Here is an 18797-nt window from a genome sequence, read left to right on the forward strand (position 1 = left end):
AGATTAGATATATCATTTCCATCCCCTTGAAGTTCAAATGAGTAATGGTCGCACAGTGAATAGTAAGAAGCTTTGCAAGTTTAAGTAGTGTAGTAATTTGTCTTACTTTGCCGACTTCAATACCTTTGATGGTTTTTAATGTTGCACGGAAGCCTCCGTTAGTTCTATTGGTATCGGAAATTGGAAAACAGTTCATGGATGATATAGTTATCCTGACGTTCTTTTAATGTCTTGGTAATCAATTTCTTCAGATCTTCATTGTGGTGTGCGTTCATCGATTATTTCTCCTTAAATTAAATAGATGATTGATTAAGAAAGTGCCGAACACATTTGCTTGTGTTTGGTACTTTGCATGTGCACTGATCAAGTAAACAATCTATCATTAATAGGCTTCAGGTATATAATATGTAACTAAAATCAGGGGTATTACGACAAAAAGAACGTTTGTTTGGAAGGATTTGGTGTTATTTTGACGAAACGTGAAAACTAAAGTAGTTCTATAGTCTTGCAACTTAATTAAAAGGTGGCGATTAGTCTTGTCAACAAATATTCACTCCGCGCAAGCACCAATGCTGGGGTATAGATTTCAGCCACTTTACGCTCTATTGGTATTGTGGCGAGAAGCAGGTGATGATTTTGATCAAGTCAGTGTTGAATCTGATGATGATGTTGTACTCAAAGGTAAAGAAATTAAGCTGTATCAATTAAAGCATAGTACTGGTAAAACCGAGCGTCTTACGATAAAGAACGATGGTTTTTGGAAAACTATTAGAATATGGTCACAGTATGCTGACACTGCAAATTATGAGTTGTTCTTTGTTACTGGAGATACTGTTGCCCAAAATGATCCTTTGGTAAAACTGGTAAATGGCGACCCCGATAGAGTAGATATTATTACTTTAATGGAATCTGAAGCGAAAGCTGTTATTTCAGCAAGGAAACAAGCAGTTATTGATCAGAAGAAAAAACTACCATACGAAACAAGATTCCAAGGCTGTGAAGCCTTTTTAAAATTATCTCCCCACCAACGCAAAAAGTTGTTAGACAAAATTACGGTTCGCCCCGATAATTTTAATATTTTTGATATTCATGACCAAGTTATTGATCAACTAAGTCAAATGGTAATAAAAAAAGTGCGACCGCTCATTGCACAGCGATTGCTGGAGTGGTGGGATAATAGGATGCTTAATGCTTCTTCAGGAATTAGCAAAACAGAACTTCTGTTTCAGCTTCAAAGTTTAATAGCTCAATTTCAGGATAACAATGTTCCAGATGATTATTCAAAATTAACTCCAACTTCAATTCAATCGGAGTTAGGTGGTTTTATGGAAAAGCAAATTGATCTAGTCAATGGAGGCGATAGTAGAAAAAAAAGAGCAGCGGTAGCAAGATGGAGGGCCAGAAATCAAAGGGAAAAATGGATTAAGGACGATGTGCTTACTGCGATGGAGCTTGAAGAATACGATTTCCAATTAATAGAAACTTGGGCATATCGACATGAACCAATGAAAGAAGATTTAAAAGGGGAATCAGAAGATCTATGCAAAAAAAAAGGTCTAAAATTGCTTGAATGGATTCATGAGGATTCTCACTTGCACATTCATCCAATTAGAAGTGAATGGAAACAGCACTTTTTAATTCACGGTTCATTCCAGCAACTATCAGAAGATTTGAAAGTTGGTTGGCACCCTAGATATGAAGAATTATTGGGGGATGATTGATGATTTCTACTGACGTATTTTCAATTACTAATCCTGCTCTCGGGTCATTGGTAATATGGTCATTCTTACAAGGATATGAAGAAAACGAGAAAAGTGGCTGCCCTTTCCCTTTGATTTTCTTACCACTCCCATTAATATTATCTAAATCAATACGTGATGAATTCAAAGGAACAAATGTGGGGACTGGATTGTATACTTGGATTGCTAGAAAGCAGAACGTTTTAATCAATCTTGATTTTAGAATAAATAAATGCAGTAATTTAACAAGAAATTCCATTATTTTTGGTTGCACAAATGATATACTAGCCATTCAAGAAAATGGTAAACTCCTTTCTAACAACAGAGGAGTTTATAAAAGTCGGATTAATAGTTCTTCTGATGAGGTTAAAGAAATGATGAATGTCTCCAAGAAGTTAGGGGTTTGGTTATCACAAATTAATTCAACTTCTAGTATTTTAAACAGTTTGGGGTTAACGTTATGAAGAGATGGAATATTCGACAGATACTTTTATATAGTCATGATGGCAGAAGAAATGAAATAACATTTGATCTTGAAAAAGTAAATATAATAACTGGAGATTCACAAACAGGTAAATCAGCAATTCCTGAAATTATTGACTATGTTCTAGGATCAAGTGAGTGTCATATTCCTACATATGTTAGAAGAAGTGTAGCTTGGGTAGGTGTCTTATGGAAGAAAGATGAAACTGAACATGCTATGTTTAGAAAGGTACCAAGAGCTCCTTATGTATCGAGTAGTGAAATGCATTATCTTACAGGGAAAGTAGTGAATATCCCTAACAAAGCAAACGAAATTCCTTCTTCAACAAATTTAGATGGAGCACTTAGTAAATTTGAACGACTAATAGGAATTGGAAATGTTAAAAGTGAAGTTTTTGGATCATTAAGGGAGCGCAAGGCTGTTACTATAAGGAGTGCAATGCCTTTATTATTACAAGACGATAATATTATTATTAATAAAATTTCTCTCTTAAGAGGACTTGATGATTATAAAAAACGACAAACGATTATAGATGCATTACCATATTATCTTGGAATTATTGATGAAGATACTATGAAAAAGGAAGTTGAATTAAAACTATTAAGAAGGCAGCTAAAGCGTATTGAAAAAAACAGTACTGAGGATGAGCAAATTTTAGGAAGTATTAAAGCCCATACTTTATTGTATCAAGCAGCACAGCTAGGCCTTTGTGAAATTCCATCTTTCGGGGCTACTGAAGAAACCGTACTTAGTAAGCTAAATAATATTGCACAATGGAATCCTACATTACAGTCTTCTACTGAAGAAGATAAGTTGTCTGAGTTATATGATCAATTAAGTGTTCAACAGAATGAGGCCATTTCAATTAAAAGACGAATTAATTATGCAAAAAAATCAATACATTTTGCTGATGAGTTCGAAGACACTATTAGTAACCAGAAAAGGCGACTAGATGTCATAAGTATATTTAAAAATCCAATTGAACCAGGTTCATGTCCTCTGTGCCAACAAAATCTCAATGATGAGATTAAACCAATAAAACTGATAAATGAAACTGTAAGTAAAGTCCAAACGGATTTAAATAATATTGAGAAAGAAAGACCTAAGCTTGATGAATACATCAGCTATTTGAAAGAACTTTTAGGCTCTACAGAAGAGAAAATATCAATAATTCAGAATGAGATAGCTTCTCTTATAAAGGAAAACGAAAATATTGAGGCAGGATTAGATTTAAAAGATAGAAGAAATAGATTGGTAGGAGTTGTGAATTTTTATCTTAATTCAGTTAATAAAGTAGCAGTGGAAACTTCATCGACATCTATTTCGAAGATTTCTACATTACGAAGGCGTATAGAGGAACTAACTTTAGAACTAGATATTGAATCGAAAAAAGAAGCGCTTGAAAATGCTGAACGAAGAATAGCAAATACTGCAAAGGAGATCATTTCTAAACTTCCGTTTGAGAATAGGTATAAGGATAATCCAATTTATTTAAACTTTCGTGATCTCAAAGTTGGTGTCTCGTTACCAACTCGTATCGAATACATGAGAGATGTAGGCTCAGATGAAAACTATTTAAGTCTCCATGTTTCAATACTGCTTGCATTACATCGACATTTTGCTGAATTGAATCGACCTGTTCCGGGAGTATTATTATTTGATCAATTAAGTCGTCCTTATTTTCCATCTGAAGATGAGCCTGAGATCATCGAAATTGGAGAAGAGCGTGACAATGATACAAGGGCTTTGTTACAGTATTTTAATTTGCTGTTCGAAGAAGTTAGCCGCGGCGAATCGCTCCAAGTAATAGTAATAGAGCATGCTTATTTTAAAAACCATCCTGAGTACAAAAAAGCAGTTAAAAAGAGATGGAAGAAAGGGATCGATGGGCTGATTCCTATTGGATGGCCAGAGAAGGACTAATCACAATTAAACAGATACACTAGTACTATAGAGGATTTAATATATGAATGTTACTCAATTCAAAAACTCATTGAGGGTTGTATGCTATAGTTCAAGGTTCAGCGGTTTTTGTTCGATGAATTTGCATTTGCTTTTGTGGATAAGCAAGATGAGTATTTTTGGAGTTTAGAGTAGGATTTGTCAGCATTTTAATATTTATTCTAATGATTTTATCGTAGTAGGAGCGGTAAGCTTGGATAGTCACCAATAGTGATTTTACAGAAGTTGTACAAGTTTGATGAATCAAATCGAATGGTGTTAGAGTGATCAACTGTGAGGCACTAGTTGAAATAATTTTGCAAATATCTGTGGTAAAATCTATTCCAAAGCAAGTAATTACACTCTGTCACAATAACAAATGCAATGTAAACGCTGTGGAAACCAAATGATATCACGAAAAGATGATAAAGGAGAATTCTGGGAATACAAAGACAGTATAAATGCATCTGAAGTCACCTTTTAGGTGGCTCTTTTGTTTTCTTGATGTAAAATATAGGTAGTGAAATAATGTGTTGCAAAACTATTATTTAAAATAATTGGTTGGAGAGGGTCGATATGTCAGATCTCTTTATTGGACAAATAGAATCAAAGCTTGCAACTATCGTGAGAATGTTTGCTATGGAAGGCTTAGCCAGAGAGGTAGCTGTATTAGCAAATTCGTCCGCAAGAGTAGAACAAACTGACTATGATAATTGGAATGGTGGTATTTATTACTACACCCTTTTTTTGGAGCTGCCAATTAATTTATATGTTCAAATCAAAGAAAATACTGAGGAAATCGAAAAAAAAATAAAAGATGAGCTGTCATCAGTCATTAATTCTGGGGACTCTTTTTTTGAAAGAGTAACTATTTCACCGATACTATCTGATGATAAAGATTGGCGTTCAAAAGCGAATACTTGGTTAAACGGAAGTAACATATCCAATCAAGGAAGAGTAAGGTCTAGTAATATCGCTTCAAGAAATTGCGATGGATTACTGTTCAGGTCTCAAGCAGAAATAAAATTTTACAAAGCTTTGAAAAAATTAGGGGTATCCTTCGCTCCGCTTCCAGTGTTCATAAAGGGTGGAACTACATACCAAAGAATTGAACCCGATTTTGTAATTATTAAAGATGGCATAGTTGCAGTTGTTGAGGTTGATGGAGACACAGTGCATCAAGAGACTCCAGCTGAAGCACACACTAGAACAACAATGCTTTTACATGAAGGGGTTCACTTTGAAAGGATAAAGGCAAGCGAATGTGATACTGAGGAAAATGCCTTAAGTGCTGCGAAAAGAATAGTTTCCATCATCGAAAAAATTAAGAATGTACGCTAAAAAAATACTAATTGAGAGAGTAGATATAAGTTAGTCGAACCAATTCTTCCGCGAAGTTTGTAAATTTTCGGAATGGCCCAATCGTTTCTATCGGGCGGAGGAACAAGCGTCAAACAAACCGAGGTAGCCCGGCTGAGTGACAACATGTTCCGCGCTACTGCCCAACTTATCAAAAAAGGTCAGGAGCTTGGCGAATTCCGTTCAGGGGACCCAGACGAAATGGTCATATTTTTCTATTCGAGGCTTCACGGCCTAGCTATGATGAAATTGATGCGAAAAAGCAACTTCACGATGCCTTCTCGCTTCATCCTCACTTCTTTTCTATACAAGGAAGGAGAATAACCGGACATGTTTACAGTGATCAGGGCGGATCAAGTAGAATTCGATGCAAGAGAGCAAATGTCTCAGATTTTTGCGGAGGGATTCACGCAGTGGCTTGGCTTTTTTTCCAATGACAAGCAAACCGTTGCAAGAGCTTTTGCTCACATGTTCGTTTTGAAGCAATTTTATGTAGCGGTAACGGATGATCGCAAAGTTGCTGGTATGGCCGCATGTACGGATGGCACTGCAACTTCGGTAAAACTAAATTCAAAAGAGCTGCGAAAGCATCTGGGACTCTATAAAGGCACCCTCGCCGGACTCATTTTAAAAAGAGAATTTGAAGCTACATTGGCAGATCCCTCGCCCGTCAAATGCTCGATCGATTTCGTCGGAACGGCTCCCGAATTCAGAGGGCAGGGAGCGGCAATGGCGATTCTCTGTAATATTATGGAAAATACCCCGTATGAACATTTTCTCATTGAAGAGGTAGCAGATACGAATATTCCCGCTATGAAGCTATACCAAAAGCTAGGGTTCCAAGAATATAAGCGAAAACCTGTCCCTTTAAAAAGAGCTAAAAAAATTGGAATCAATCATTTTCTGTCTTTGAAATACGTAAAGGGTTCATCTAAAGAGTAATATTCTAGGGTTTAATATATATGGAGATTTTAGTAAACATATAGCATATGATATCACGCAAAAAGCTCGATTATGTTTTGGAAGATCGCTCACGAGATTCTATTGAGCGATTTTTATGTTTTAAGCCTTGCCAAATCGGGTTTTACTATGATATTTACTAGCTGCTGTAAGCGAGAATGGTTGCTGATTTAAGGGGACTCAGGAGAATTTTGGGTTGTTACAATTTTATACAGTATTGGCTTACAATAAATGATTTAAGAGGTAACTCGATACCATAACTATATCTTTTTTCTTCGTTATCACTGAAAAGAAAACTGACTTTTGACTTGAGTACAGGGGAATTATATAAATAATGTAATTGAAATAGAACACATCTGTGATACAAAGCAATTAACACATTGGTCTTATGTTGTTTTTACAAACGTAGCCTTTTCACCAGATGTTAAAAAGCGCAATTACACTTACTTAAATATTCATATTATGCTTAATCAGGAAGTGGATTAGATTTAAGTAAAACTAAATTTAATGTCAGGAGCATGAAAAGTGTTGAACAGACAAAAGGAAGATATGCGTATTGCCGAACTTCTCGCAGTATGGGCAGCCAAGATTAAAATAAGTAGTTACTCATCATATTTTGATATTAATAAAGTTTCGGAAGGGCTGGTATTAAAACTATTAAATTTGATATATGAATATGAGCTTGTTGATTTGAATCACAATTCTATAAATTATCCTGGTATTGATTTAGGAGATCAAACAATAGCTGGGATTGCTATTCAAGTAACTTCTCAAATGGATAATAAAAAAATTAAGCATACATTGGCAATGTTTAATAAATACAATTTATTATCATCATATCCAAATGGTTTAATAATATTTGTACTAAGTACCGAGAAGATTAACCGCAAGCGAAAGATTGAAGCCCCTTTCAATCAATTTTTTTCCTACCAAAACGGGCTCATGACTATTAATACCTTAATGAGGGATATTAGCAGAATTAAAGATGAGACAAAAAGATCAAAAATTTTATCGTTATTAGAGCAACAGTTAGGGCATACAAGTTATATGCAAACTGCATTGCAAGATATTATGACTAAAATGTCAACAATAGCAGAGCCGAATCTTCGAGCAATTGGACATTTGCTTGCTGAGAGGACACAGAAACGTATTAAAAAGTTTATTGCACTAGAAGAAGAAAGCTGGCAGCATGGTTATACACGTGGAGGGTTTGCTGGGGAATACATTGTAAAATTCCGGGATTTATATAACATGGAAGAAGATTGTAGTACAAAAATGATTCAATTAATAGCAAGCGTTCAGGAAGGTTCAGCATTAAAAGTTGTTTTCGAAGAATATTTAGAATTGGAAAAATTTCAATTTGATATGCTCGCGGAGATATTCTTTAAAGGGCAGTATGAAATACTTACCTCTACTGGTAAATCGTTTCAATTTATTTTACATTCATTACTTAATGTATTAATTGATAAATATAATGAAAATTTGTTGATTTTGAAAAAGTATTTTCTTGTAGATCTTCCGGAAATAGAAAACCAATACAAGACTGTGAACAAAGTCATTAATTTCGAGAATATTAACGACAAGGAAGATAAATTAATTGAACTACTAAATAATCTTAACGAATCCTTCGGGTTATATGTTTTCGTTGATACTAAAGAAAAGTGGATCATTGAGAGTCTAAAGATAAAGATGATGTCGTTGATTTTCTTTAGTGACCAATTAAATATGGATGAGATAAATGAGATCTTAACTGGAGGACTAGAAACCGTAAGTTTTGATGGTAAAGTATTTGCTGGATTTAAAAATCGATTTCATATTATCTTTTTGAGTAGAGTCGATTGTACAACAAAGAAATCATTATCAATTCTTCAACAAAGGAGTAATATTGAAATCTTTTATTTCGAACAATACTAAATACAACTGCTTCATATAAAAAAACCGATATGATTCAATGTTTATAGTTATTTATAAATAATAAAATATTTTCTCCATAGGTATTATTTGGGAAGGGGAAAAATAGTTTTAATACGATTCATTCTATTAACAAGTAAGGGGAAGTCTTCAGACAATATCATTTCTGCTGTAGTGGCCACTACTCTTCTTGTGCCACTTCTCCCGAAATTAAATGAAAATCTGTCTAAACTCTTGGTTAATTCAAGAATTAATCCGAATAGAAGTAGTTCTTCTAAACTTTCAAAAAACGCTCATAAGCATCTAGGATGCCCTGAGCGTTTTTAATGTTGCTAACACATCTTTAAAATATTTAACGGATTCAATTTAGACCTAAGGTAAAACAAAGCAATACATGTCAGGTGGTACAATAATTCACACTACCCTTGCCCTACAATCTTCTTCAAGCGTCCCACCAGCGGGATGACAATAACCGCTGCTACAACCACCTGCAAAACGTTCCCCGGAATGGAGCCAAACGGCTGAATCCAGTTCCCGTAAAGAATAACCTCAACAAAGTAGTAGCCCACGATCTTAATCACCAATGCAGCGACAACTGCGAGTGCGTACACAAATACCCGATTGCCAGGCATCTTTTCAGCGATGAGGCCAGCTACATAGCCCATTGCACCTACGATTACGAAGGTAAACGGCGCCCACGCTGTCCAACCAGAGATAAGGTCAAAGAGGCCCATACCAAAAGCGCCTGCGATAGCTCCTGTTTTTCTGCCATACACAAAAGCGGCGATTAAAAGAGGCACGTTACCGAGATGGATGAGGCCACCGTTACCCATGATCGGGAGTCTCAGGTTGATAAACATGGTGGCTGCGAGTGTAAAAGCGATAAAGAGTGCGTTAATAACTAAGGTCTTCGTCTTTGTTGCTTTTCTTGGTGAAAAAGTAGAATCCATATGATAGCCTCTTTCTTATAATTTTACTATTATCATACTCAGAATCAGCCACATAATAAATACACTTTGCACGATTTATTTGTCTAGGTAAATCATTCCAACGGGATAAACTAGCGAATCCGCTGCTGGAAGGCGGCCCTGCATATAGCCGCATCAAGTTTCTGGAAAGTGTGCAAAAGCACCTCGAAAAGTAAGGCAACAGGAAAAACTCAAGCAGAAATAGGCTTGAGTTTTTGTTTTGTCGCTCTGGTGCGGCTTTTTCACGTATGCTTAGGCTAGCCTCTCCCCAAGCTGTTTCACTTTCTCCAGCCACTTCTTGCGCTTTTCCTCCGCCGAGGCATTCACCCCACTGATCTCGGTAACCTTCACAGGCTTAATCCCGCAAAACTTCAAAATGTTGCGTTTCATCACGAGGTGCCCGGCTTGCCAGTAGATCAAGCGGTTGTACCAAGATGGGGTATCCATCGTCACAATCACATGCGCGGTTTTACCCGTTAACAGCTTATCCCAGAGTGGCGAACCCTCCCGATATTTATAGGCGAATCCTGGTAACAAGACACGATCGAAAAACCCCTTCAAGATAGCGGGCATCGTGCCCCACCAGGTCGGATAGACAATGACCAGATGATCCGCCCAACGGATGAGGTCCTGCGCTTCTTTTAAGTCATCCTCTAGCTCCGTTCTTTTCCGATATCCGTACTTCAAATTCGGGTCAAAAGAGATTTGGCTCAAATCAATGGTGCGAATCTGTGCTGCTTTGCTTTTAGCTCCTTTCATATAGGCGTGCGCCAACGCAGAGCAATAGCTCTCGGGATCTGGATGTCCGATGATAACGAGAATGTTCATTTTCATATCCCCCTGTAGAGTTGATTCCATAACCGACAGATCGTGGTAAACTGAACTGTATTCAGCATATCGTGTGGAATGGAGCAGATGAATGATCGAAAGCGCATAAATGTTGTGGATTCACGCAAAGGAGGTTCCGTACTTGGAAAATGCGCATGGGTTTGCGATTTCGATGGTGTATCCGATTATGAAAACAATTACTCACAGGAAGCTTGATTTTGAGCGTTTTTGTGATCATATTTCTTTCGACGGTAGCCTGCTAAAAGATGTAGAGGCGCGCATTGATGAAGCGGAGCTTGAGCGTTTGATGAAGGAAGCTGCCATATACACGCAGGATGATCATTTCGGACTGTATCAAGGACAGTTAACCGATATTGCCGATCTGGGCATTCTTGGCTATGTCATGATGCATTCGGAGAGAATCGTCGATGCATTGAAGGCTTATCAGCGGTATCACGTGATTCTTTGCAGCGGATACGAGCTGGATTGGGAAGAGCGGGGGAAGGATGTTTTCCTGCGGTTTCATAGACAAAGCCCGGGGAGCGTTTCTCGACATTGCATGGAGGATATGGTCAGCTCCTTGTACCACTTGATTGTCCATATGAGTCATCGCGCCATTCCGTTACAGGCGATACAATTCACGCACGACGCTCCGGATGATATCGTTCCATATTTGAATTTGTTCGGAATGGAGCCTTACTTTGGTGGAGAAGAAAATGGGCTATTGGTCGGCAAAGAAGTTTTGCAATACCCGATCCTGTATTCAGATGTCAGGCTGCGTAAAGCTTTTGAACCAATCGCGGAAGAAATTAGAGAGAAGCTGATCAGAGGGCGGGAATTTTCGGACCGTGTGTTTCAATGGATGATGGGATGTATGCCTGCGGCTTTTCCGACCTTGCAGCAGACTGCCGCTGCTTTTCATATGAGTACGAGATCCCTGCAAGCAAAACTAAAGGCGGAGGACACTTCCTACCATGAATTGTCCACGAATGTCCGCAAAGAAATGGCGATGGGGTATTTACAGCAAGCGGAGCATTCTATTGGAGAGATTGCGTATTTGCTGCATTTTTCAGATCCAAGCGCCTTTCAAAATGCTTTCAAGAAATGGACGGGGCTGACACCGGGGCAATATCGGATCAGTCGTCAGGCACTTGCCATGTAACGTCATGATGGAACACGCTGCGTAAGCGTGTTTTTTTGTGTTGTCGAGCCTATTTGTTTGACAAACTGGAAAATCATGGTGTACACTTTTTTTATTCCGACCGTACAGTATAAATAAACGAGGTAATATCATGCCCAAATTAGGAATGGAACCAAAGCGCCGAGCAGATGTCATCAATGCGACACTCACTTGTATTAGCAATCACGGGATTGATGGCATGACGCTGGATAAGGTGGCGGAGTATGCGGACTGCTCAAAGGGTGTCGTCACGTATTATTTTAAGAATAAGGATAATTTGACGAGTGAAGCCTTTCAGGCATTCTTGGCCTACTATGGCTTAAAAATCGAATCTGACATTGAGAACACCATGACAGCCCAGGAAATGATGGACGTTACGCTTGCGCACATCTTGCCGCCGTACGTGGACGACAAGGAAAAACGGATCAATGTTTCGCAGTTGGATGGCATCGCTGACATGTACATCCCGCATGAAGATCAAGCAAGACTCTTTGTGCAATTCTTCTCCAGAGCCGCATTGGACCCCAATCTCCAAGAAGTGGTTGCGAAAAGTTATACAAGAGATTTGCAGGGCATCACCAAGATTTTTGATTACGGCAAGCAAACCGGGCTTATGTCTGTAGAGGATTCGCAAAGCGCTGCCTACGGACTTATGGCGATGGTTGTGGGCTTGAGCTTCTTTCGAGTGGCGAGCGTTCAGCCAGCAAACGGCGAAGATAACCGATATATTTGTGAGGATTATGTGAGGCAGATTATCAATAGAAAGTGAGGAGGGTACACATGAATATTACAAAGGTAGAAGCAGCCGTGGGAAACGTTGCGATCGTGAGTGGAAGCGAGGTATTGATTATTGATGTGCAGTCAGCCCTGGATCTGATTGCAACCGTACACTATGAGGCAGACAGTAATCGTATCATTATAAATAAATCATTGATTAACGAAAGCTTTTTCGATTTAAAAACACGCCTTGCTGGCGAGATCCTGCAAAAGTTCATCAATTATCGCGTGAAAGTAGCGATTGTAGGTGATTTTTCGGTGTACACAAGTAAAAGTCTAAAAGACTTCATCTATGAATCCAACAACGGAAACGACATCTTTTTCTTGCCGACCGAAGAACAGGCGATCGAGAAGTTAAGCCAGGTGAAATAGGGATGGAACGGGCGTACACCATGGTGGACATCCCCGCAGGGCAAATTGAATTACGGGACGATCGGATAAAGGCCACATGGACAACTGAGGTGAACGCTTTTTTACTCGCACCGGTTCCTGTTACGAATGCGCTATACTTCTCGGTTGTACAAAAAGCAGTTGGACCGAATGAGCACCCGGAGGCTCCTGTTGTCAATGTCTCGTGGAACGATGCGATTTCGTTTTGCAATCTGTTATCTCAGCAAGCGGGTCTCACGGAATGCTACTCGATAAGTAAAGATGGTGAGCGTGTCGTATGGAACGGGGAAGCGGACGGCTATCGTCTGCCGACAGAGGCGGAATGGCAGTACGCGTGCAAAGCAGGGACGGGTGGTTATCGGTACGGCGAGCTCGATGAGATCGCATGGTACCAAGAGAATGCTAAGGGTACAGCACATCCGGTAGGACAAAAGCTGCCGAATGCGTGGGGGCTCTATGACATGCTGGGAAATGTTTGGGAGTGGTGCTGGGACCTTTACGATGTAAGCGTCTATGGCTCCTACCGAATTTTTCGCGGTGGCAGTTGGGCAGAAGAGGCCAGAGGCCTGTGGGGCGACTTGCCGCCGACGCAGTCACCCCACATTTCGAATTGATGATCTCGGCTTTCGTCTTGCCAGGTCCTTGTGAGATAGGGGGTTGCAAAATCCAAAAAAATCCTTTACATTGATTTTAGTTAGATAATCTAATTATATTTAGGGTGGATCATGAGCAGAAAAAACAAGAGGGAGCATACAGCCGATCAATTGCCGAAGCTTGGTATTCAGCCGTATTTGAATCTGATGGAAAAAACAGCTCTGCAAAATACGGATCGCAAATTGGCTCATTTGGGGTTATTGATGCTATGGCTGGGGGATAACGTCATAGACGTCATTGATTTGAATTTGGAGAAACTCGGCATAACGGAGTGTAAATTGGACGTATTGCTGTTGCTTACGTTACATGAAGGCAGAGAACTTATCACCCCCTCTTCGCTTGCAGACAGGCTGGGCATTCGGCGTGCTTCTGTTACAGCTTTGCTGGACTGGCTGGAAAAAAGGCACTGGATAATCAGGGAGCAAAGCACGCTGGATGGTCGCAGGATTCATGTCAAGATAACACAGGAAGGCAGAGAATTAGTAGCCAGAGCACTGCCAGTTTTCTGGTCTGCCTGCGCCTCCATTATGAGTGAATTAGAAGAGGAAGAACGGATGCTGCTGGAAAAAATCTTGATGAAGTTGAATAGCAGCATGGAAAAGAAACTGGGGGTGGGAAGATAAGATCATATTTTTTTGTGAATATAATTAGATAATCTAACTATAATGTGTGTAACTATTTAAAAAAGAGGTGTGCGATGTCACAGCGAAACTACTCACTCATGACGGCAATCCTATGCTGGTCTGGAATCGTCGTCATGTCGAGCTTATATGTTACGATTCCCCTTATGAGCATATTTTCCGATCTTTTCCATATTACGTTGACACAGGCAGCAGCAGTAGGCAGCGCATTTTCGGTTGGGTTTGCCATTGGGTGCCTGATTTATGGACCGTTGTCTGAAAAGTATGGCCGCAAAAATGTTATTGTGATCGGGCTGATTGCCCTGGCTCTCTTTTCTCTGTTGCTTGGTAGTGCAAATGATTTCGCATGGATCATTGTCCTCAGGAGCTTGCAAGGTGCTGCCGCTGCTACGTTCTCGCCTGTTGCGCTCGCCTATGCTGTGGAAATGTTCCCTGCGGCAAAACGGGTAACGGCAATCGGATTTATCAGCACAGGATTTCTAGCGGCAGGAATCATTGGTCAAGTGATTAGTACCGTAATGAGTGAACAATACAGTTGGCACGCTGTATTCTATGTGCTTGCTGCTATCTATTTCGTGACGCTACTCGTGGTGATGAAGTGGCTGCCAAAAGAAGCGAGTCCCCTTGCTACCGTTCATATTTGGGAGCCGATTAAGCAAATTCCCTCCATGTTCAAACAAAAAAATATCGTCTGGAGCTACATAATCGCTCTTGTATTGCTTATGTCATTCGTTAATATGTATACGGTCTTGGGCGGTTATTTGGCGGGACCTGATTTTGGGCTGAGCAACAAGGATATTCTGCTTGTTCGATCGATTGGTGTAGTGGGCATGCTCATTTCTCCGATGGCGGGCGGGCTGGCAAAACGGTTTGGCTTACGTACCGTGCTACGCTGCGGGTTAGGTCTGGCAGTGGTCAGTATGGCTTCCCTCGGTATGATTTCGAACTTGTCTCTTTTGATCGGTACGAGTGTGCTTTTCGTTGCCGGAATTGCGTTATCCGTTCCTTCCCTGATCACACTTATTGGACAGCTAGGGGGCAAATCGCGGGGAATTGCTGTTTCGGTTTATACGTTTATCCTGTTTTCGGGGACAAGTCTTGGGCCGATCTTGTCCATCCGTTTTATGAATATTGGCAGCTATGAACTTACTTTTGTACTGCTTGCAATCGTACTAGGGATTGGTCTGTTGGCTGCATGCCTGATTCGCAGTGATTCCGCAGTTGAGAGCATAAGCACAAAACCTCCTTCACCACTAGCATAGTGGTTGAGGAGGTTTTGTTGTTACAAATGACGGCTACTATCGATTATTTTGTTGATTCAGCAAGCGTTCTCGCTGCTTGTGCATGGCAATGAAAAGGGCAAACACGAGCAGCAGGCTTCCTGTGAACAGAAACCCTTCCTCGATGGAGAAGGGCAGCCAGCCTAAAAGGCCTGAGCCGACGACCACACCGAGAGAGAAGAAGGCGTATAAGTAACCGTGTGCTTTCCCCCGCAATTCTTGCGGCGTCGATTGAATGAGCATCGTATTGACAGAGGGAAACAAGAGAGCAAAGCCTATCCCATATAGTCCTAACATGCAGTACAATGCCAATGTCGTGTTGGATTGACCAATGAGCAACTGACTCACGCCCATGAAACCAATTCCGATGGACATCGTTTTGGAGGGGGCCACACGATCAAAAATCTGGTTGGTCGGAAGTACAAAAAGCAGGACGGCAATCATCCCAAACGTGCTCATTAATGTACCGCTTAATTTCGAATCGTATCCAAGCGATTGCACATGCAAGGGCAAAAGGTAAGCGATCACACCTTGTGAAAACATGAGCAAAAAGGCACCGCCGTAAGCCTTAATGATCCCAGCATTAAAGATCAGGGCTGAGGTTGGAACATCCTTCGTAAGCTTCTCTTTCTTGCAGGCCTTAGTGGATTGCAAAAAAATGACGGACAGGATGGCTAGGAAAAAGCCCATAACAGCTACACATGTAAAGACAAACGGCACGGAGGTTTTGCTTGCCATGATGCCGCTGAATGCAGGCCCGATAATCGCTGCGAGCCCCACGAAGGTACCGGTGAAAGCAACCTTTCGTCCTTGCTGCTCATGTGCGGTGTTATTCGCAGAGAAAGTAAAAGCAGCAGGAACGATCAAACCGGCAACAAATCCGTGGATGATTCGCACGATAATCAACAGAAACGGCTGATCGACGATGTGATACAGCAGCAAGGCGCAACTTGATAAAACCAATCCAATTAACAGAGGTTTGGATGGACCAACCTTGTCTGTCAGCATGCCAGAGATAATATTGCCAAAGGTATTAGCTAACGAATACAGACCAATGACAAAGCCTATAACAAATGAGCTGGCACCTACGGAAGCAGCAAATGTACTCATGACCGGCAGTTGCGAGAACAAATCAAAGAACGAGAAAAAAACGATGCCGTATACGAGAAGGGCATTATTAAACGGCTTCAGAGGATACACATCCTGTGCCGTTTTCAGTCTGCGATCCAGAAAAAAGTTTCCAAACGGTACAAAAGCGGCGAGTAACGCAGCTAGAGACCAGAGCAGGCTCCATCTCACGCGAATGGCCGCGTAGAGTATCGCCAGAGCATACAAGCAAAATATCCCGCCGTGAATACTTCCAGTGATGGTTACGGCTTTGTCTAAGCCCCACACGTATTTTAACGGCATCGCGATGCCCATCAATACTAATAAGGAAAGGCCATCTAACAGGCCTGTAAGACGTAAAAAGTAAATTGGATGTACCCGCACTTGTGACTCTCCTCATTTTTTATGAAGTGATGCCTCTATCCTAACATTTTTTTTGATGAAGAAAGTGAACAAATTCGGGTCATTCCTGTGTCGATATCATGAGGGTGGTCACTTTTCATTATGTGAAAAGCAAAGAAGTTACCCTATACTGTTGATAGGCGACATGGTATTCGTGAAAAGCTTGTGCTAACAAACAGGATGGGCGAGGTGTTCAAGATGAAGAATCCAAATACCGAATCAGGCAAAATGGTTGGACAAACGGCAGCGACGGGTTTCCAGGTAGGTGTACGCAGGACGATGTCCGTTACCCCGGAACAGGCATGGGCGTTTTTAACCTCGTCCGAAGGGGTGAAATTATGGCTTGGACATGTATCGGACCTTACCTTTAGTGAGGGGGAGTCCTTTACTTCCAGCGATGGAATATCGGGTCAATTTCGTGTTGTAAAGCCGCTCCGGCAGTTTCGTTTAAAGTGGTCGATGAAGGAATGGGAAAAGCCGTCCACATTGCAAATCCGGCTGCTATCCGACAAGCCTGACCGAACGACGATTAGTTTTCATCAAGAGAATTTGGATAATATGAACACAAGGGAACAAATGAAGCTTCATTGGGAAGAAGTTCTGAACGAGATCAGGAAAAATGTCTCCATGATGGAGAGGGAATAAGCATATAAACTGCACCTCCTGTTCCTATGTCTTTTTGTTCATTTCCCCTCTATCTGGAAATGGAAGTAAAATAGATGAGTAATCCTATGATTTTGAACAAAACAACAGAAAAAAGAGGTGTGACGATGGTAGAAGAGTTGTCGAATTACCTAAAGGTATGTGACATAGAAGTAGTTGCTACGGAAGATTTCTCGGTACCTGCTACAAAGGCAGATACGCACAGCATCTTGGTCCTGCCTAGCTATAATATACTTGAGATGATAGAAGAAGCGGTGGACGAAGAGGGATCACTCTCTGCTTATGTACATAACCAGCTAGCGGAAGTTCATAGCTTATCCGTGGAGGATGCTTTTCGGCGAATTGTAAACTCTCGACTTTTGTATACAGACATTTCATCCGAGTTAAAAAATTTGGATGGGAAGAACTTTGAAGAAATCTATAAGGCGTATTCCCTTATATGGGAAGGCCATGAGCTCATCGATGAACAACGCAGTGAAACAGAGACGGAATCTTTTCAAATCAGTGAAAAATGGGTGCAGGATCGATTAGAGGATGAGGCCTTGATTGTCCTGGAATTACCGTTAGCATCTGGTTATGAAGCGCCGTTGTGGGTCCCAATGGGCGGCTATAATGAATGCCCACTACCCGTTTACCAGTCCGTTATCGTAAAGCACTGGCAGGAGGCGTATGGGATCAAGATTCTCGCTGTGACAGAGGATACGTGGACTTTTCAAGCCGGTTCAAGACCTCAGACCTACCAGGATGCCCTAAAGCTGGCACAAGAGCATTTCATCTTTTGTCAGTACGTCTTGGATGAGTTTCCTTCATTAGGGCATTACGCCGATTATTTAATGAAACAGGATGTGTGGTATTTTTGGTGGGATTAACTCGCCATATTCCTGAAATATCTCCCGTGTTTCGACAATACACATAACAAGATACTAAAGAACACTGGGGGAAGGAATGAGCAAATCATGCCTCAAGGAATACATGATGTGGAGCTGAACCTGCCTATCGGGGCGGTATGGCAGTTTGTGAGTATTGTGGAGAACTGGGTTCCACTGGTACCTGGCTACATCAGCCACGAGGTAATCAATGAACGTCGTGTCGCTTGGACGTTTACAGGCGATATCGGCATTATGAAGAAAACGATCAGCCTGCAAGTGGATATCACCGAATGGACGCCTCCGACCGAGGTGAGGTTTACCTTGACGGGGATCAGTGGGAATTTCACCGGGCATGGCTACTTCCAAGCAAAAGCATTGGGGGAGGCGCGGACGAAAATGACGGGGTGTCTCGACATCACTGCACATGGTGTGAAAGGTCCCATGATCAATTCTATTCTGAAATCGAATCTTCCCAAGACAACGAGGGAATTGGTGGAAGCGATCGCAAAGCGCATAAACAAAATTACGTTTAAGTAATGAAAATGTGAATACATCTGTAAGCAGGTCTAGCCGTTAATATTTCGTAATGGCTAGATCTTTCGTTTGTTTTTCAAATCCATCTAAGTTCTACTAATTTACAGCAA

General features: G+C 40.8%; 17 protein-coding genes and 1 pseudogene. 15 read left to right on the top strand and 3 right to left on the bottom strand.

What is annotated here, in order from left to right; translation table 11 throughout:
* Window positions 1-536 precede the first annotated feature (536 nt).
* The 6 genes from ASG16_RS14960 to ASG16_RS14990 all read left to right on the top strand — a co-directional run bounded on the left by ASG16_RS14960 (window position 537) and on the right by ASG16_RS14990 (window position 8397).
* A complete protein-coding gene (locus ASG16_RS14960; protein WP_056496695.1) occupies window positions 537-1721 on the top strand; it encodes an ABC-three component system protein in 1185 nt (394 codons plus the stop codon).
* Window positions 1721-2203, top strand: a complete 483-nt coding sequence (locus ASG16_RS14965; protein ID WP_056496692.1) for a three component ABC system middle component — start codon at window positions 1721-1723, stop codon at window positions 2201-2203. The genes ASG16_RS14960 and ASG16_RS14965 overlap by 1 nt, the downstream gene beginning before the upstream one ends.
* A complete protein-coding gene (locus ASG16_RS14970; RefSeq protein ID WP_056496689.1) occupies window positions 2200-4146 on the top strand; it encodes a DUF3732 domain-containing protein in 1947 nt (648 codons plus the stop codon). Before ASG16_RS14965 ends, ASG16_RS14970 begins: the two co-directional genes overlap by 4 nt.
* Before the next feature lie 594 nt (window positions 4147-4740).
* On the top strand, window positions 4741-5505 hold the full coding sequence (locus tag ASG16_RS14975; protein ID WP_056496686.1) for a hypothetical protein: 765 nt from the start codon (window positions 4741-4743) through the stop codon (window positions 5503-5505).
* Between the two features lie 348 nt (window positions 5506-5853).
* Window positions 5854-6465 (top strand): GNAT family N-acetyltransferase, encoded by a 612-nt coding sequence (locus ASG16_RS14985; protein WP_056496683.1) that lies wholly within the window; start codon window positions 5854-5856, stop codon window positions 6463-6465.
* A 543-nt stretch (window positions 6466-7008) separates the two neighbouring features.
* On the top strand, window positions 7009-8397 hold the full coding sequence (locus ASG16_RS14990; protein WP_056496680.1) for an SMEK domain-containing protein: 1389 nt from the start codon (window positions 7009-7011) through the stop codon (window positions 8395-8397).
* A 416-nt stretch (window positions 8398-8813) separates the two neighbouring features.
* Here the strand turns inward: ASG16_RS14990 and ASG16_RS14995 are convergent, their stop codons facing one another.
* The gene (locus ASG16_RS14995) at window positions 8814-9344 is read right to left on the bottom strand and encodes an ECF transporter S component (RefSeq protein WP_056496677.1); all 531 of its coding nucleotides are present in this window, start codon (window positions 9342-9344) and stop codon (window positions 8814-8816) included.
* A gap of 270 nt (window positions 9345-9614) precedes the next feature.
* Entirely contained in the window at window positions 9615-10190 is a 576-nt protein-coding gene (locus tag ASG16_RS15000) for an NAD(P)H-dependent oxidoreductase (protein WP_082517326.1), read from the bottom strand.
* A 142-nt stretch (window positions 10191-10332) separates the two neighbouring features.
* Here ASG16_RS15000 and ASG16_RS15005 point away from each other — a divergent pair, with 142 nt between their 5' ends.
* From ASG16_RS15005 to ASG16_RS15030, 6 genes and pseudogenes are all read left to right on the top strand, one after another.
* Window positions 10333-11352 carry an AraC family transcriptional regulator gene (locus ASG16_RS15005; RefSeq protein WP_056496670.1) on the top strand — a complete coding sequence of 340 codons (1020 nt, stop codon included), beginning with the start codon at window positions 10333-10335 and terminating at the stop codon, window positions 11350-11352.
* Window positions 11353-11482: 130 nt separating this feature from the next.
* The gene (locus ASG16_RS15010; RefSeq protein WP_056496667.1) at window positions 11483-12139 is read left to right on the top strand and encodes a TetR/AcrR family transcriptional regulator; all 657 of its coding nucleotides are present in this window, start codon (window positions 11483-11485) and stop codon (window positions 12137-12139) included.
* Between the two features lie 11 nt (window positions 12140-12150).
* Window positions 12151-12519 (top strand): DUF4180 domain-containing protein, encoded by a 369-nt coding sequence (locus tag ASG16_RS15015; RefSeq protein ID WP_056496664.1) that lies wholly within the window; start codon window positions 12151-12153, stop codon window positions 12517-12519.
* A gap of 2 nt (window positions 12520-12521) precedes the next feature.
* Window positions 12522-13185, top strand: a pseudogene (locus ASG16_RS15020) (formylglycine-generating enzyme family protein).
* A gap of 77 nt (window positions 13186-13262) precedes the next feature.
* On the top strand, window positions 13263-13814 hold the full coding sequence (locus ASG16_RS15025) for a MarR family transcriptional regulator (RefSeq protein ID WP_056496661.1): 552 nt from the start codon (window positions 13263-13265) through the stop codon (window positions 13812-13814).
* A 74-nt stretch (window positions 13815-13888) separates the two neighbouring features.
* The gene (locus ASG16_RS15030) at window positions 13889-15094 is read left to right on the top strand and encodes an MFS transporter (RefSeq protein ID WP_056496658.1); all 1206 of its coding nucleotides are present in this window, start codon (window positions 13889-13891) and stop codon (window positions 15092-15094) included.
* 36 nt (window positions 15095-15130) lie between these two features.
* Here the strand turns inward: ASG16_RS15030 and ASG16_RS15035 are convergent, their stop codons facing one another.
* Window positions 15131-16603 carry an MFS transporter gene (locus ASG16_RS15035; RefSeq protein WP_056496654.1) on the bottom strand — a complete coding sequence of 491 codons (1473 nt, stop codon included), beginning with the start codon at window positions 16601-16603 and terminating at the stop codon, window positions 15131-15133.
* Between the two features lie 216 nt (window positions 16604-16819).
* Here ASG16_RS15035 and ASG16_RS15040 point away from each other — a divergent pair, with 216 nt between their 5' ends.
* The 3 genes from ASG16_RS15040 (at window position 16820) to ASG16_RS15050 (ending at window position 18690) form a co-directional block, all read left to right on the top strand.
* Window positions 16820-17266 carry an SRPBCC family protein gene (locus ASG16_RS15040; RefSeq protein WP_056497395.1) on the top strand — a complete coding sequence of 149 codons (447 nt, stop codon included), beginning with the start codon at window positions 16820-16822 and terminating at the stop codon, window positions 17264-17266.
* 74 nt (window positions 17267-17340) lie between these two features.
* The gene (locus ASG16_RS15045) at window positions 17341-18153 is read left to right on the top strand and encodes a DUF4253 domain-containing protein (protein WP_241970763.1); all 813 of its coding nucleotides are present in this window, start codon (window positions 17341-17343) and stop codon (window positions 18151-18153) included.
* A gap of 87 nt (window positions 18154-18240) precedes the next feature.
* Window positions 18241-18690, top strand: a complete 450-nt coding sequence (locus tag ASG16_RS15050) for an SRPBCC family protein (protein WP_056496651.1) — start codon at window positions 18241-18243, stop codon at window positions 18688-18690.
* Window positions 18691-18797: the final 107 nt, after the last annotated feature.

This window comes from Brevibacillus sp. Leaf182, assembly GCF_001423865.2.
Taxonomy (GTDB): domain Bacteria; phylum Bacillota; class Bacilli; order Brevibacillales; family Brevibacillaceae; genus Brevibacillus; species Brevibacillus brevis_C.

Coding starts and splice junctions, on each gene's coding strand:
- ASG16_RS14965 (WP_056496692.1), top strand. CDS start 1,721: ATGATTTCTACTGACGTATTTTCAATTACTAATCCTGCTCTCGGGTCA.
- ASG16_RS14970 (WP_056496689.1), top strand. CDS start 2,200: ATGAAGAGATGGAATATTCGACAGATACTTTTATATAGTCATGATGGC.
- ASG16_RS14975 (WP_056496686.1), top strand. CDS start 4,741: ATGTCAGATCTCTTTATTGGACAAATAGAATCAAAGCTTGCAACTATC.
- ASG16_RS14985 (WP_056496683.1), top strand. CDS start 5,854: ATGTTTACAGTGATCAGGGCGGATCAAGTAGAATTCGATGCAAGAGAG.
- ASG16_RS14995 (WP_056496677.1), bottom strand. CDS start 9,344: ATGGATTCTACTTTTTCACCAAGAAAAGCAACAAAGACGAAGACCTTA.
- ASG16_RS15000 (WP_082517326.1), bottom strand. CDS start 10,190: ATGAACATTCTCGTTATCATCGGACATCCAGATCCCGAGAGCTATTGC.
- ASG16_RS15010 (WP_056496667.1), top strand. CDS start 11,483: ATGCCCAAATTAGGAATGGAACCAAAGCGCCGAGCAGATGTCATCAAT.
- ASG16_RS15015 (WP_056496664.1), top strand. CDS start 12,151: ATGAATATTACAAAGGTAGAAGCAGCCGTGGGAAACGTTGCGATCGTG.
- ASG16_RS15025 (WP_056496661.1), top strand. CDS start 13,263: ATGAGCAGAAAAAACAAGAGGGAGCATACAGCCGATCAATTGCCGAAG.
- ASG16_RS15030 (WP_056496658.1), top strand. CDS start 13,889: ATGTCACAGCGAAACTACTCACTCATGACGGCAATCCTATGCTGGTCT.
- ASG16_RS15040 (WP_056497395.1), top strand. CDS start 16,820: ATGAAGAATCCAAATACCGAATCAGGCAAAATGGTTGGACAAACGGCA.
- ASG16_RS15045 (WP_241970763.1), top strand. CDS start 17,341: ATGAGTAATCCTATGATTTTGAACAAAACAACAGAAAAAAGAGGTGTG.
- ASG16_RS15050 (WP_056496651.1), top strand. CDS start 18,241: ATGCCTCAAGGAATACATGATGTGGAGCTGAACCTGCCTATCGGGGCG.